Genomic DNA, 13,288 nt, shown 5'->3' with positions numbered 1-13,288 from the left:
GGGGCAAATTGGCTTTTCGCCATAACTGGCTATAGTCTGGCGCAGTTTTGCCGATAAGTAGAAGAAGAGATTGTTTAACTTCCGAATATGACCTTGAACCCGACTTAAGTAAGTACCTTCTACCTATGGCTAAAATTATCGGCATCATCGTCGTATTCGCGAGCGTGCTCGGCGGATACGTGCTTTCCCATGGCAAGATTGCCGCCCTGATCCAGCCCTTCGAGGTGTTGATCATCGGCGGCGCAGCCCTGGGTGCATTCCTCCAGGCCAACCCCGGCTACATGACCATGCACGTGCTCAAGAAGTCCCTGAGCATGTTCAGCACACGCTTCACCCACGCTTTCTATCTGGAGGTGCTGGGCCTGATCTACGAGATCCTCAACAAGAGCCGCCGCGAAGGCATGATGGCGATTGAAGGGGATATCGAGGACGCCGCCGCCAGCCCGATTTTTGCCAAGTACCCGACGGTGCTCAAGGACGAGCGCATGACTGCGTTTATCTGCGACTACTTGCGCATCATGTCGTCCGGCAACATGGCGCCCCATGAGCTCGAAGGCCTGTTCGACATGGAGCTGTACAGTCTCAAGGAAGACCTGGAACACCCCTCCCATGCAGTCAACGGCATTGCCGATGCGATGCCCGGTTTTGGTATCGTCGCGGCGGTACTGGGGATCGTGGTCACCATGGCCTCGCTGGGTGAGGGCGACCAGAAGTCCATCGGCCTGCACGTCGGTGCGGCACTGGTGGGGACCTTCTTCGGTATTCTCGCCGCCTACGGTTTTTTTGGTCCGCTGGCCCATTCCCTGGCCCACGACGCCAAGGAAGAGCTGAACGTCTACGAAGCCATCAAGGCCTCGCTGGTGGCCTCGGCTTCCGGCATGCCGCCGTCGCTGGCGGTGGAATTCGGGCGCAAGGTGCTGTACCCGGCGCACCGTCCTAGCTTCGCCGAGCTGGAACAAGCAGTTCGCGGTCGCTGAGTCATGGAAAACAATCAGCCGATAATCATCAAGCGCGTCAAGCGCATCGCGGCCGGGCATCACGGGGGTGCCTGGAAAATCGCGTTCGCTGACTTCGCGACGGCGATGATGGCGTTTTTCCTGGTGCTGTGGCTGCTGTCCACGGCCACGCCGGAGCAGAAGATCGCCATTGCCGGCTACTTCAAGGACCCGATCGGCTTCACCGAGAGCGGTACGCCCTACGTCATTGACCTCGGCGGTTCGCCGGAGCTGGCGCCGGACAAGACCCTCAACCCTGAGGCCAAATTCCAGCCGCAGCCGGACAAGGTGACGGTCGATACCGAGCAGGCCGAAGGCGTGGCCGAACAGGTCGAGCAGGAACGCCTCGAGTTGCTGCTGCAGGAGTTGCAGAACAAGGTCGAGGAAAACCCGCAACTGCAGAAATTCAAGGACCAGATCCTGTTCGAGATCACCCCGGATGGCTTGCGCATCCAGATCATCGATTCGGAAAACCGGCCGATGTTCGACTCCGGCAGTGCACGCCTCAAGCCGTACTTCGAAGACATCCTGCTGGCCATGGCGGACACCATCAAGGCGGTGCCCAACAAGATCAGCATCAGCGGCCACACCGATGCCAAGCCCTATGCCGGCAGCGGTGATTTCGGCAACTGGGAGCTGTCGTCCAACCGTGCCAACGCCGCGCGACGAGCGCTGGTGGCTGGCAGCTATCCGCAAACGCAGGTGGCGCGGGTGGTGGGCTACGCTTCGTCGGCCATGTTCGACCGCAAGAATCCGTTCAACCCGGTCAACCGCCGGATCGACATTGTGGTCCTGACCAAGAAGGCCCAGCGTGCCATCGAAGGTGAACAAGGCGCCGAGCCGGCGCCGGTGCCGACCCAGGGCCAAGGGGCCCCGGGCGAAGTGCCGGCAGTGCCAGTCGACCCGGATGCCTTGCCCGCAGACCAGCAACCGCTGCCAGCCCATGAGCTGCGCGAGCGCTTGAATCTGTTTGATGATCCGCTGCCCAAGCCATCTGAAGCCCCCAAGCAGTGATCCATAAAAAAGCCGACAGCGATGTCGGCTTTTTCATGCTCGCCGTTCGCTTCAAAAGCCGCGGCGGACCCTGGCCTTGAGTTCGGTATGGAAGCGATCTGCATTAGTCCGGTTGTTCGAGCGTAGCGACTCGTTGCTGACGATCGAGTCCAGCGTCATTGCGCGTCTGCTTGTCTGCTCGTCGCGGTAGGCGTCGATAAAGAAATCGAGGTCGGCAATCCTCGACAGTTTTGGCCACTTGTCGAGGTACTCGGGCAGTTCTCCGGCGCCGGTCTTGAATGAGCAGATTCGCCGGTCACTGATGGTCGCCTCGCCAATTTCGAAGGGTACCCACCAGGAGTGCGCGGTTTTGTCCGACACCACTGCGAGCAAATGGCTGCACTCGGTAATGTTGCGGGTAATCACCCCGGTGATGTCGTCGGTGGTTTGCGATTCAGGATCCAGTACATCCAGATAGGTTTTTATCCCAGCCTGGCTCAGCCGTTCGTTGATGGTCATGGCGATGGGGCGGTCGGTGTGGCGGTAGCTGATAAACACAGGCATCAGAAGTGTCCCTTGATCGCGAGTTCGCGGTAATAGGCGCCGAGTGCAGTGAGCCGGCAACCGGTGGCGTTGATGGCGGCGTAGTACATGTGCTCGGCGTCAACTGGCTCGACCAGGCTGTGGCGATTGCACTTTTGCAGTTGGGCGAAAATGTCGCCGTTTTCCGGATCGAAGGCGGCGTCGGTGGGTTCGAAGCTGGGGTCCAGAGGGAAGACAAAGCTTGGCTCGGTAAACCAGAGGGGCAGTTTTCGCAGTATGTCCTCGGCGATCAGTGGCGCGACTTCGCGCAAGGCAACGAATTGCGACACGTTGGTCTTGAAGACTGGACGCTGCTCCCACGCGCCCAGCGCGTTGTCGACAAACGAGTAGACGCTGCCGGGCGTGACTTTGCCCAGTACGTTGGCCGCGCCGCCATGCAATGCCTGCAGCAGCAGGCCGGTAAAAACGCCGTGGCCGGCCCTCTCCATCGCTGGCTGCTCTTTCTTGCACGCGGTGAGGATGGTCAAGCCCTCACCGATCATGCTGCTGCCGCCCCTTAAGCCGCGGACATCGGCGGCTGCGCCGGCTTCACAGCAATCGAGAATGATGATTTTGTTTTTGATCTGGGTGGCATTGCCGGCCCAGAGGAGAATGTCGCTGATGCGGATGCCGTCACCGCTGCCTTGGAAATCCTGGGGGATCAGCAACCCCTCATCAATGTTCGTATCAAATTGTCCGTGGCCGGCGAAGTACAACAGGGCGACATCACAATCCCCGGAGAACAACTCTTGAATGCTCTGCTTCAATAGCCGGCCGGTCAGGACTTCTTCGGCCGAGGTCATGATCTTGTTGCTGAAATTGGGTCGGCCGCTGGCATGGCGCTCCAGCAGGGATGCCATGGCCATGGCGTCGTTGTTGCAGCCGCTCAGTTGGGTGACGTGGCTGTAGTGGTTGATCCCGATGAACAATCCCTTGCGCATGGTTACACCGCCGTGTGCTGGCGGATCGCGTTGACAATGCTGTTGGTGTTCCACGCACATTCGGCGTGCGCCGCGTCACGCACCACCGTCGACGTGCGCTCGGCGGCGAAAGGCCTGATCGCGATGATCACCTTGCCAAGGCGTTTGGCAATCTCGATTTCCTTGTTGATCCACTTGCTGTACGTCGAATACACGCCCGCCATGATCAACACCGCAGAGCAGGGGCGGATCTTGTTTTCGATCGCCAGCTCCAGTTGCATGTCGTTCAAGGCGCCGACGATCGGATTCTGCGGCGGCACCGAGAAGTTCTTGAAGGAAAAGCTCGGGTGTGCGCTGAGCAACTCCACCAGCCGGTCGTGTTTGTCGGCGTGGTTCCACGAGTGGCTGATGAACAGATGATAGGTTTGCATGGGTTTCCCTCGGTATCGCCTGAATGCGAGAGAGACTGAATGTATGCACTTGAATGGGCGTCGCAAGACCGGCAGAGAGAAAGAGAATCGCCCTACAAGCAGGCGTGCGTGGGCCTTACAGAAAATTCCGATGTTTAAAAGGTGCAGGGATTTGTCGGGCGACATGAACCACCCGCCGCTCCATCAGTGCTGGAGCGGCGAGCGCGTCTGTTTAGTAGCTGGTTTCAGGCAGGCTGGCGATGATCGAACGGTAGCTGTTCATCCGCTGCTGCTGCACGCGGCCGTCTTCCAGGGCCTTGAGCAGGGCGCAGCCAGGTTCGCGGTCGTGTTTGCAGTCGCGAAAGCGGCAGGTGCCGATCAGGTCGTTGAACTCGATGAAGCCGGCTTCGACGTCGGCGCGGCTGACGTGGCCCAGGCCGAATTCACGAATGCCCGGGGAGTCGATCAGCTCACCGCCACCTGGGAAGTGGAACAACCGCGCGGTGGTGGTGGTGTGGGTGCCTTGGCCAGACAGCTCGGACAGCGGCCCGACGCGGGTTTCGACTTCCGGTAGCAGGCTGTTGACCAGCGACGACTTGCCGACGCCGGACTGGCCGACAAACACACTGATGCGTCCGTCCAGCTGCTGTTGCAGGGTTTCCATGCCATTGCCGTGGTGCGCCGAGACTTCCAGCACCGGGTAGCCGAGGGTGCGGTACACCGCCAGCAGGGCGTTGAGCGCCGGGGCGTTGTGCTCGTCGATCAGGTCGAATTTGTTGAGCAGCAACAGCGGGCGGATGCCGGCGTGTTCGGCAGCTACCAGGTAGCGGTCGATCAGGTTGGCATGGGGCTCGGGCAGCGGGGCGAAGACGATGACGATCATGTCGACGTTGGCCGCGACCGGCTTCAGTTGGCCGCGACTGTCCGGACGGCACAGCTCGGTGTTGCGCGGCAGTTGCGCGACGATCACGCCGATGCCCTGGTTGCCGGCACGCCAGACGACCTGGTCGCCGGTTACCAGTGCGGGCAGGTTGGCGCGCAAGTGGCAGCGGAACACCTGGCCGGCCAGTTCGCCTTCGCAAGCCTCGACCTCGACCTGGACGCCGAAGTGGGCGATGACCAGGCCGGTTTGCTCGGGACCAAGGTCGCCACCCTCCAGCGCTTGCACGGCGCTGGATTCGCGTTTGGCGGCGCGGGCAGCGCGCTCGCCTTGAATTTTTTCGATGCGCCAGTTTTGACGACGATTGAGTTGGCGTTTGGCCATGGGTGTTCCGTGTTGATAATGCAGCGATTAGGTAAAACGGCCGCGAGTTTAGCACGCCCAGGGGGTTGCCTAGGCTAAACTGCGCAACACTGCTTAGGAGCCGACACATGCAAAACCCACAGAATCTGATCTGGATCGATCTGGAAATGACCGGTCTGAACCCTGACACCGACGTCATCATCGAGATGGCGACGATTGTCACCGACAGCAATCTCAACACCCTGGCTGAAGGCCCGGTGATCGCGATTCACCACAGCGACGAGATCCTGGCTGGCATGGACGAGTGGAACACCCGTCAACACGGCGGTTCCGGGTTGACCCAGCGGGTGCGCGACAGCCGCATCAGCATGGCCGAAGCCGAAGCCCAGACGATCGCGTTTCTGGAACAGTGGGTACCCAAGGGCAAGTCGCCGATCTGCGGCAACAGCATCTGCCAGGACCGACGCTTCCTTTATACCCACATGAAATCCCTGGAAAGCTATTTCCACTACCGCAACCTCGACGTTTCGACTCTCAAAGAGTTGGCTGCCCGCTGGGCACCGGACGTGCGCGACAGCTTCAAGAAGGGCAGCACCCACCTGGCCCTGGACGACATCCGCGAATCCATCGCCGAGCTGCAGCACTACCGCCAGCATTTCATCAAGGCCTGACCCAGCAAAGCAGGCTGATCAGCATATGCCCTCTTCTGGTGCGGATCCGAAATGGCTAGACTGCGCGCCTTCCTGCAAGGACCGCCACCATGTTGCTGATGCTCTACCTGATTGCCATTACCGCTGAAGCCATGACTGGCGCGTTGTCTGCCGGCCGTCGGGGCATGGATTGGTTCGGGGTGGTGCTGATCGCCTGCGTCACCGCCCTGGGCGGCGGTTCGGTGCGTGATGTGTTGCTGGGGCATTACCCGCTGACCTGGGTCAAGCACCCGGAGTACCTGGTGCTGACGTCGGTGGCGGCGATGTTCACGGTGTTCACCGCGCGTTGGATGCGCCACCTGCGCTCGCTGTTCCTGGTGCTAGACGCCGTGGGGCTGGTGGCCTTTACCCTGATCGGCTGCATGACCGCCCTGGAAATGGGCCACGGCATGCTGGTGGCGTCTGTCAGCGGGGTGATCACTGGGGTATTCGGCGGCATCCTGCGCGACATCTTCTGCAACGACATCCCGCTGATCTTCCGTCGCGAGCTTTACGCCAGCGTCTCGTTTGCGGCTGCCTGGTGCTACATGTTCTGCCTGTACCTGGAGCTGCCGGGTGAGCAGGCGATCCTGATCACCTTGTTCGGCGGATTCCTGCTGCGCTTGCTGGCGATCCGCTTTCATTGGGAGATGCCCAAGTTCGTCTATAACGACGAAGCCTGATGTTGCTCAAGGGCCCATTGCACGTGCTCGCGCACCAGTTCTGAAGGGTGCTCGGCCCGGGCCTTCAAGGCTTCCAGCACCGGAATGCTCGACGGCGCGTTACCCAGGCCCACGGCCAGGTTGCGCAGCCAGCGTTCATAACCGGCGCGGCGCAGGGGCGAGCCTTCGGTGCTGCTGAGGAATTTGTCTTCATCCCACAGGAACAGCTCGGCCAGGCCGGCATTGTCCAGGTTGTGGCGGGGCTTGAAGTCACTTTCGCCACTGGGGCGGGCGAAGCGGTTCCAGGGACAGACGATCTGGCAATCGTCGCAGCCGAACACCCGGTTACCGATCAACGGACGCAATTCTTCGGGAATCGGGCCTTTCAGTTCGATGGTCAGGTAGGAAATACAGCGTCGCGCATCCAGTACGTAGGGGCCGACAAAGGCGTTGGTCGGGCAGATGTCCAGGCAGGCGGTGCAGCGCCCGCAATGTTCCGTGCTGTGGGGCGGGTCCACGGGCAACGGCAGGTCGACGAACAGTTCGCTCAAAAAGAAGTAGCTGCCGGCCTTGCGGTTCAGCACCAGGGTGTTTTTCCCGATCCAGCCCAGGCCGGCCTGCTCGGCGATGGCTTTTTCCAACACCGGTGCACTGTCGACGAAGGCGCGATAGCCGAACGGGCCGATCAGCGCCTGGATCTTTTCTGCCAGTTGCTGCACGCGCTTGCGGATCAGTTTGTGGTAGTCGCGGCCCAGGGCGTAGCGCGAGACGTAGGCTTTTTCCGGTTGGGCCAGTAACTGCGCCATGTTGGTATCGCCTGGCAGGTAGTCCATGCGCAGCGAGACCACACGCAAGGTGCCCGGCACCAGCTCCTCGGGATGTGAGCGTTTGCTGCCGTGGGCGCCCATGTATTCCATTTCGCCGTGATAGCCAGCGGCAAGCCAGCGCTCCAGGTGCTGCTCATGCTCAGCCAGGTCCAGACCGCTGATGCCGACTTGTTGAAAGCCCAGTTCGCGGCCCCAGTCCTTGATCGATTGGGCGAGCGCGGGGAGGTCTGTAGTAATTGCAGGCATGAGACAAGAGAAACCGGAGCTGAGGTGCGTATAATTCTGCCAGACATCGGAGCCCGAAGACGCATGCCGCAGACAAATCACCCTTTACCCGACGTTCAGTCATTGGATCCCGGCCATTTGCCGAGACTTGCCGCACGTTCGGCGAACGCCCATAAAGGCCAGTTTGGCCATGTGTTGTTGATCGGCGGCGACCGCGGTTTTGGCGGCGCCATCCTGCTCAGTGCCCAGAGTGCCTTGCGCAGCGGGGCCGGGCTGGTCTCGCTGGCCACCCGCAGCGAACATGTGCCGGCGGCACTGGCCCGGTTGCCCGAAGCCATGGTGCTTGGCACCTCGTCGGCGAACCAGTTGATGGGTCTGCTGGAGCAGGCATCGGTGTTGGTGGTCGGTCCTGGGCTGGGGCAGGGCGCCTGGGGGCGCAGCCTGTTGTCGGCAGCGGCCAACGCAGCGCTGCCCCAGGTCTGGGATGCCGATGCGTTGAATCTGTTGGCCCGTGGTGGAGTCAGTCTGCCCAAGGACTGCGTGATCACCCCGCATCCAGGCGAGGCGGCACGACTATTGGGGATTTCGACAGCCGAGGTTCAGGCTGACCGCCTTAGCGTAGCGCGCGCGTTGAGCCAACGATTTGATGCAGTCACCGTATTGAAAGGCGCGGGCACTCTGATCGCCAGTCCCGATGGTCGTGTCTATCGTTGCGAGCGTGGTCATCCGGCCATGGCCACCGCAGGCCTGGGCGATGTCCTGGCCGGTTTGCTGGGGGCGTTGCGGGCCCAGGGGATGGCCGCGTTCGAGGCCGCTGCGCTGGCCGTATGGCTGCATGCCACGGCGGGCGAGCGTGAAGGTAAGTTGGGCCGAGGGCTGGCGGCCAGTGATCTGATTCCCGCCATTCGTCAGTTGCTGGAGGAGCAAGCACCGTGTCTGAAGTAACCCTGTATCTGGCCGATGAAGACGCCATGGTGGCGCTGGGCACCCGTATCGCCCAAGTGACCCAGGGGCATGGCATCGTATTTCTGGACGGCGACCTGGGGGCGGGTAAAACCACCCTGTCCCGGGGCATCATTCGCGGCCTGGGCCATGTAGGATCAGTAAAAAGCCCTACGTTCACATTGGTCGAACCCTACGAAATCGGTGAGATTCGTGCCTTCCACTTCGACCTGTACCGGCTGGTCGACCCGGAAGAGCTGGAGTACCTGGGTATTCGTGATTACCTCGAAGACGATGCGTTGTGCCTGATCGAATGGCCCCAGAAAGGTGCAGGCTTTTTGCCAAAGCCCGACCTGACCATTACCATTAGCCCGCATGACAGCGGACGTTCGCTGAGTTTGTTGCCCCAGAGCCCGCGTGGCGAGACCTGGTGTGCCGCTTTGGCATTGGAATTCAAATAAATGATGGGGTTAGGTATGCGCTTTCGCGCGTTGGTTGCTGTCGTAGGAATGCTGCTTACGGCACTGGCCGTTGACGCTGTGGCCGCGACCAAGGTCAACAGTGTTCGCCTGTGGCGGGCACCGGACAACACGCGACTGGTGTTTGACCTGTCTGGCACTGTCCAGCACAGCGTCTTTACCCTGACGGCCCCGGATCGCCTGGTGATCGACATCAACGGTGCCGTGCTCGGCGCGCCGCTGAACGTCGCCACCGCAAATACCCCGATTACCTCCATGCGTTCGGCCCAACGTACGCCGACTGACCTGCGGGTGGTCATCGACCTGAAAAAGGCTGTGACCCCGAAAAGCTTCGTGCTACCGCCCAATGCGCAGTACGGCAACCGCCTGGTGGTCGATCTGTTCGACAACCCGGCCGACGCCGCACCGCCGCCGGCCCCGACGCCCAGCGTTGCGACCATTCCGGCGGTGCCGGTGACGCCGACGGCGCCGGCAATCAAGCTGCCACCCGCACCACCTGCGCCCCCCGGCAAGCGTGACATCATTGTGGTGATCGACGCCGGTCACGGCGGTGAAGACCCAGGCGCCTCGGGTTCACGCGGCCAGCGTGAGAAAGACGTGGTGTTGGCCATCGCCCGTGAACTGCAGCGTCAGGTCAACGGCATCAAGGGCTTTCGCGCTGAACTGACCCGCACCGGCGACTATTTCATTCCGTTGCGTGGGCGTACCGAAATCGCCCGCAAGAAAGGCGCCGACCTGTTTGTCTCGATCCACGCCGACGCCGCGCCGTCGAAAGCGGCCTTCGGCGCTTCGGTATTCGCCCTGTCCGACCGTGGTGCGACTTCCGAGACCGCGCGCTGGTTGGCTGACAGCGAAAACCGTTCCGACTTGATCGGCGGTGCCGGCAACGTCAGCCTCGACGACAAGGACCGGATGCTTGCCGGGGTCCTGCTCGACCTGTCGATGACCGCGTCGCTGACCTCCAGTCTCAACGTTGGCCAGAAGGTCTTGAGCAACATCGGCCGGGTCACGCCGTTGCACAAGCAACGGGTCGAGCAGGCCGGGTTCATGGTGCTGAAATCCCCGGATATTCCGTCGATCCTGGTGGAAACCGGGTTTATCTCCAATGCCAACGAAGCCTCGAAACTGGCCGCCCCGAGCCACCAACAGGCACTTGCCCGCTCCATCAGCAGTGGCGTTCGGCAGTTCTTCCAGCAAAACCCGCCACCGGGCACCTACATTGCCTGGCTGCGCGATTCCGGGAAAATCGCCCAGGGCCCACGGGACCATACCGTGCGCCCGGGCGAGACCCTGGCGATGATCGCCGTGCGCTACCAGGTGTCTGCGGCCAGCTTGCGCAGCACCAACAACCTGCCATCCGATGAGCTGAAGATCGGCCAGCACCTGAACATTCCCGGCACCGAACTGGCGGCCAAGGAATGAACGACTCGGTGAACAGCGGCGCGCGCATCGAACTGCTCAGCCCGCGCCTGGCGAACCAGATTGCCGCTGGTGAAGTAGTCGAGCGCCCCGCCTCGGTAATCAAGGAGTTACTGGAGAACAGCCTCGACTCCGGCGCCCGGCGCATTGATGTCGATGTCGAACAGGGTGGGGTCAAGCTGCTGCGGGTTCGCGACGATGGTCGGGGGATCCCGGCCGATGACCTGCCCCTGGCTCTGGCCCGTCACGCCACCAGCAAGATCCGCAACCTGGAAGACCTCGAGCAGGTGATGAGCCTGGGGTTTCGCGGTGAGGCCCTGGCCTCCATCAGTTCCGTGGCGCGCCTGACCCTGACGTCACGCACCCGGGATGCCGATCAGGCTTGGCAGGTCGAGACCGAAGGCCGTGACATGGCGTCCCGGGTCCAACCGGCGGCCCACCCGGTGGGCACCTCGGTGGAAGTGCGCGACCTGTTTTTCAACACCCCGGCGCGGCGCAAGTTTCTCAAGACTGAAAAGACCGAATTCGATCACCTGCAAGAAGTGATCAAGCGCCTGGCACTGGCGCGCTTTGATGTGGCCTTCCACCTGCGGCACAACGGCAAGACCATCCTCAGCCTGCACGAGGCCCATGATGATGCGGCCCGTGCGCGGCGGGTGGCAGCCATCTGCGGCTCGGGTTTCCTGGAGCAGGCATTGCCGATCGAAATCGAGCGCAATGGCTTGCATCTGTGGGGCTGGGTCGGGTTGCCGACCTTCAACCGCAGCCAGGCGGACATGCAGTATTTCTTCGTCAACGGCCGTGCGGTGCGCGACAAGCTGGTGGCCCATGCGGTGCGCCAGGCGTATCGCGACGTGCTGTTCAACGGACGCCATCCGACTTTCGCGCTGTTTTTCGAAGTCGACCCGGCGGCGGTCGACGTCAACGTGCACCCGACCAAACACGAAGTGCGCTTTCGCGATGGGCGCATGGTTCACGACTTCCTGTATGGCACTCTGCACCGCGCCCTCGGCGATGTGCGTCCGGAAGACCAGTTGGCAGCGCCAGCGCCGGTCGCCGGCATGGTGCGTCCCACCGGGATCGAGGCCGGGGAGTTCGGTCCACAAGGGGAAATGCGCCTGGCGGCCAATGCGCTGCTTGAGCAACCCCAGGGCCAGCCGACATTCAATACCGGCGCTGCGCCGGGCTCGGGTGCCGGTGCCGGTTATCAGTACCAATACACGCCACGGCCCCAAGGTGTCGGCGTGCCGGTGGCTGAGGCCCAGGCGGCCTATCGCGAGTTTTTTGCACCCTTGCCCGAGGCGAATGCCGCGGCGTTGCCGGAGGGTCAGGACGACATTCCACCCTTGGGCTACGCCCTGGCGCAGCTCAAGGGCATCTACATTCTTGCGGAAAACGCCCAAGGCCTGGTCCTGGTGGACATGCACGCCGCCCACGAGCGGATCATGTATGAGCGCCTGAAGGTGGCAATGGCCAGCGAAGGCCTGAGCGGCCAGCCGCTGCTGGTGCCCGAATCCCTGGCAGTCAGCCAGCGCGAAGCCGACTGTGCGGAAGAGCACGTCAGCTGGTTCCAGCGCCTGGGCTTCGAGCTGCAGCGCCTGGGCCCGGAAACCCTGGGTATCCGGCAGATCCCGGCGCTGCTCAAGCAGGCCGAGGCCAATCGCCTGGTGCAGGACGTTTTGGCGGACTTGATGGAGTACGGCACCAGCGACCGTATCCAGGCGCACCTCAACGAGTTGCTCGGGACCATGGCCTGCCACGGCGCGATCCGCGCCAACCGGCGCCTGGCCCTGCCGGAAATGAACGGTCTGCTGCGTGACATGGAAAACACCGAGCGCAGCGGTCAATGCAACCATGGCCGACCGACCTGGACCCAATTGGGCCTGGACGATCTGGACAAACTGTTCTTGCGCGGTCGTTGATGAGCCAGCTCCCTCCAGCGATTTTCCTGATGGGCCCGACCGCTGCGGGCAAGACCGATTTGGCCATCGAGCTGACCAAGGTACTGCCCTGTGAGCTGATCAGCGTCGATTCGGCGCTGGTCTACCGGGGCATGGATATCGGCACGGCCAAGCCCTCAAAGGCCTTGCTGGCGGAGTTTCCCCACCGCCTGATCGATATTCTCGACCCGGCCGACGCCTATTCGGCCGCGGATTTCCGCCGCGATGCTCTCGAGGCCATGGCCGAGATCACCGCGCGCGGCAAGATCCCGCTGCTGGTGGGCGGCACCATGCTTTATTACAAGGCGTTGATCGACGGCCTGGCCGAGATGCCCGCTGCCGACCCGCAGATTCGTGCCGAGATCGAGGCAGAGGCGGCCCGCCTTGGCTGGCAGGCCCTGCACGATCAATTGGCGGTGATTGACCCCGTTTCCGCGGCCCGCATTCACCCCAACGATCCGCAGCGCCTGAGTCGGGCGCTGGAAGTCTATCGGGCCAGCGGCCAGAGCATGACCGAGCTGCGCGCACGACAATCTGCGCAAAGTACTGAAGCAGGCGCTTCGGGACGCCCACAATTGCCCTATACTGTCGCAAACTTGGCCATTGCCCCGGCAAATCGCCAGGTGCTGCATGAGCGAATTAAACAAAGATTCACACAAATGTTGGAACAGGGGTTCATTGACGAGGTCGTAGCCCTGCGTAAAAGAAGTGACCTGCATTCGGGGTTGCCGTCTATACGCGCTGTAGGCTACCGACAAGTCTGGGATTACCTGGATGGCAAGCTGACGTCAGCCGAGATGCAGGAGCGTGGAATCATTGCCACGCGCCAATTGGCGAAGCGCCAGTTCACCTGGCTGCGCAGTTGGGCTGATTTGCACTGGCTGGACAGCCTCGATTGCGACAATCTGCCACGCGCCTTGAAATACTTGGGATCGGTCTCCATATTGAGCTGAGTCCTTGCA

The 13,288-nt window shown here is 62.0% G+C and carries 14 protein-coding genes; 9 read left to right on the top strand and 5 right to left on the bottom strand.

The window, feature by feature from the left end; translation table 11 throughout:
• The first annotated feature begins 125 nt into the window (after positions 1 to 125).
• Positions 126 to 977 (top strand): flagellar motor stator protein MotA, encoded by an 852-nt coding sequence (motA, locus tag ACM6IP_RS16830; RefSeq protein ID WP_095169587.1) that lies wholly within the window; start codon positions 126 to 128, stop codon positions 975 to 977.
• Between the two features lie 3 nt (positions 978 to 980).
• Positions 981 to 2,009, top strand: a complete 1,029-nt coding sequence (motB, locus tag ACM6IP_RS16825; protein WP_414861905.1) for a flagellar motor protein MotB — start codon at positions 981 to 983, stop codon at positions 2,007 to 2,009.
• A 51-nt stretch (positions 2,010 to 2,060) separates the two neighbouring features.
• On the opposite strand, the gene ACM6IP_RS16820 is transcribed toward motB, so the two are convergent.
• From ACM6IP_RS16820 to rsgA, 4 genes are all read right to left on the bottom strand, one after another.
• Positions 2,061 to 2,552 carry a toll/interleukin-1 receptor domain-containing protein gene (locus ACM6IP_RS16820; protein WP_095169585.1) on the bottom strand — a complete coding sequence of 164 codons (492 nt, stop codon included), beginning with the start codon at positions 2,550 to 2,552 and terminating at the stop codon, positions 2,061 to 2,063.
• Positions 2,552 to 3,511 (bottom strand): caspase family protein, encoded by a 960-nt coding sequence (locus ACM6IP_RS16815; protein WP_095169584.1) that lies wholly within the window; start codon positions 3,509 to 3,511, stop codon positions 2,552 to 2,554. Before ACM6IP_RS16815 ends, ACM6IP_RS16820 begins: the two co-directional genes overlap by 1 nt.
• A 2-nt stretch (positions 3,512 to 3,513) precedes the next feature.
• The gene (locus tag ACM6IP_RS16810) at positions 3,514 to 3,921 is read right to left on the bottom strand and encodes a TIR domain-containing protein (RefSeq protein ID WP_095169583.1); all 408 of its coding nucleotides are present in this window, start codon (positions 3,919 to 3,921) and stop codon (positions 3,514 to 3,516) included.
• Between the two features lie 211 nt (positions 3,922 to 4,132).
• Entirely contained in the window at positions 4,133 to 5,164 is a 1,032-nt protein-coding gene (rsgA, locus tag ACM6IP_RS16805; protein ID WP_095169582.1) for a small ribosomal subunit biogenesis GTPase RsgA, read from the bottom strand.
• A 107-nt stretch (positions 5,165 to 5,271) separates the two neighbouring features.
• Between rsgA and orn the strand changes: the two genes are divergently transcribed.
• Both orn and ACM6IP_RS16795 read left to right on the top strand, forming a co-directional pair.
• Complete coding sequence (gene orn / locus ACM6IP_RS16800; protein WP_095169581.1) at positions 5,272 to 5,814, top strand: oligoribonuclease; 543 nt, start codon at positions 5,272 to 5,274, stop codon at positions 5,812 to 5,814.
• Between the two features lie 89 nt (positions 5,815 to 5,903).
• Entirely contained in the window at positions 5,904 to 6,515 is a 612-nt protein-coding gene (locus ACM6IP_RS16795; RefSeq protein WP_095169580.1) for a trimeric intracellular cation channel family protein, read from the top strand.
• On the opposite strand, the gene queG is transcribed toward ACM6IP_RS16795, so the two are convergent.
• Positions 6,497 to 7,567, bottom strand: coding sequence for a tRNA epoxyqueuosine(34) reductase QueG (gene queG, locus ACM6IP_RS16790; protein WP_095169579.1), 1,071 nt, complete (start codon positions 7,565 to 7,567; stop codon positions 6,497 to 6,499). The two genes, ACM6IP_RS16795 and queG, sit on opposite strands and share 19 nt — an antisense overlap.
• A 63-nt stretch (positions 7,568 to 7,630) precedes the next feature.
• On the opposite strand from queG, the gene ACM6IP_RS16785 reads away from it, so the two are divergent.
• From ACM6IP_RS16785 to miaA, 5 genes are read left to right on the top strand one after another with little or no spacing between them, the layout of a single operon-like run.
• On the top strand, positions 7,631 to 8,491 hold the full coding sequence (locus ACM6IP_RS16785; protein ID WP_414861904.1) for an NAD(P)H-hydrate dehydratase: 861 nt from the start codon (positions 7,631 to 7,633) through the stop codon (positions 8,489 to 8,491).
• Entirely contained in the window at positions 8,479 to 8,949 is a 471-nt protein-coding gene (tsaE, locus tag ACM6IP_RS16780) for a tRNA (adenosine(37)-N6)-threonylcarbamoyltransferase complex ATPase subunit type 1 TsaE (RefSeq protein ID WP_095169577.1), read from the top strand. The genes ACM6IP_RS16785 and tsaE overlap by 13 nt, the downstream gene beginning before the upstream one ends.
• A gap of 3 nt (positions 8,950 to 8,952) precedes the next feature.
• Positions 8,953 to 10,389, top strand: coding sequence for an N-acetylmuramoyl-L-alanine amidase (locus tag ACM6IP_RS16775; protein ID WP_202982087.1), 1,437 nt, complete (start codon positions 8,953 to 8,955; stop codon positions 10,387 to 10,389).
• Entirely contained in the window at positions 10,386 to 12,308 is a 1,923-nt protein-coding gene (mutL, locus tag ACM6IP_RS16770; protein WP_414861903.1) for a DNA mismatch repair endonuclease MutL, read from the top strand. The genes ACM6IP_RS16775 and mutL overlap by 4 nt, the downstream gene beginning before the upstream one ends.
• Positions 12,308 to 13,279 (top strand): tRNA (adenosine(37)-N6)-dimethylallyltransferase MiaA, encoded by a 972-nt coding sequence (miaA, locus tag ACM6IP_RS16765; protein WP_095169574.1) that lies wholly within the window; start codon positions 12,308 to 12,310, stop codon positions 13,277 to 13,279. The genes mutL and miaA overlap by 1 nt, the downstream gene beginning before the upstream one ends.
• Positions 13,280 to 13,288: the final 9 nt, after the last annotated feature.

Source organism: Pseudomonas sp. IT-P176, from assembly GCF_949767245.1.
GTDB lineage: Bacteria > Pseudomonadota > Gammaproteobacteria > Pseudomonadales > Pseudomonadaceae > Aquipseudomonas.
The sequence above is the reverse complement of the archived record's forward strand: the minus strand, read 5'-3'. Positions and strand labels throughout refer to the sequence as shown.

Excerpts from the sequence above, each read along its gene's own strand:
- motA (WP_095169587.1), top strand. The coding sequence starts at position 126 with ATGGCTAAAATTATCGGCATCATCGTCGTATTCGCGAGCGTGCTCGGC.
- motB (WP_414861905.1), top strand. The coding sequence starts at position 981 with ATGGAAAACAATCAGCCGATAATCATCAAGCGCGTCAAGCGCATCGCG.
- ACM6IP_RS16820 (WP_095169585.1), bottom strand. The coding sequence starts at position 2,552 with ATGCCTGTGTTTATCAGCTACCGCCACACCGACCGCCCCATCGCCATG.
- ACM6IP_RS16815 (WP_095169584.1), bottom strand. The coding sequence starts at position 3,511 with ATGCGCAAGGGATTGTTCATCGGGATCAACCACTACAGCCACGTCACC.
- ACM6IP_RS16810 (WP_095169583.1), bottom strand. The coding sequence starts at position 3,921 with ATGCAAACCTATCATCTGTTCATCAGCCACTCGTGGAACCACGCCGAC.
- rsgA (WP_095169582.1), bottom strand. The coding sequence starts at position 5,164 with ATGGCCAAACGCCAACTCAATCGTCGTCAAAACTGGCGCATCGAAAAA.
- orn (WP_095169581.1), top strand. The coding sequence starts at position 5,272 with ATGCAAAACCCACAGAATCTGATCTGGATCGATCTGGAAATGACCGGT.
- ACM6IP_RS16795 (WP_095169580.1), top strand. The coding sequence starts at position 5,904 with ATGTTGCTGATGCTCTACCTGATTGCCATTACCGCTGAAGCCATGACT.
- queG (WP_095169579.1), bottom strand. The coding sequence starts at position 7,567 with ATGCCTGCAATTACTACAGACCTCCCCGCGCTCGCCCAATCGATCAAG.
- ACM6IP_RS16785 (WP_414861904.1), top strand. The coding sequence starts at position 7,631 with ATGCCGCAGACAAATCACCCTTTACCCGACGTTCAGTCATTGGATCCC.
- ACM6IP_RS16775 (WP_202982087.1), top strand. The coding sequence starts at position 8,953 with ATGGGGTTAGGTATGCGCTTTCGCGCGTTGGTTGCTGTCGTAGGAATG.
- mutL (WP_414861903.1), top strand. The coding sequence starts at position 10,386 with ATGAACGACTCGGTGAACAGCGGCGCGCGCATCGAACTGCTCAGCCCG.
- miaA (WP_095169574.1), top strand. The coding sequence starts at position 12,308 with ATGAGCCAGCTCCCTCCAGCGATTTTCCTGATGGGCCCGACCGCTGCG.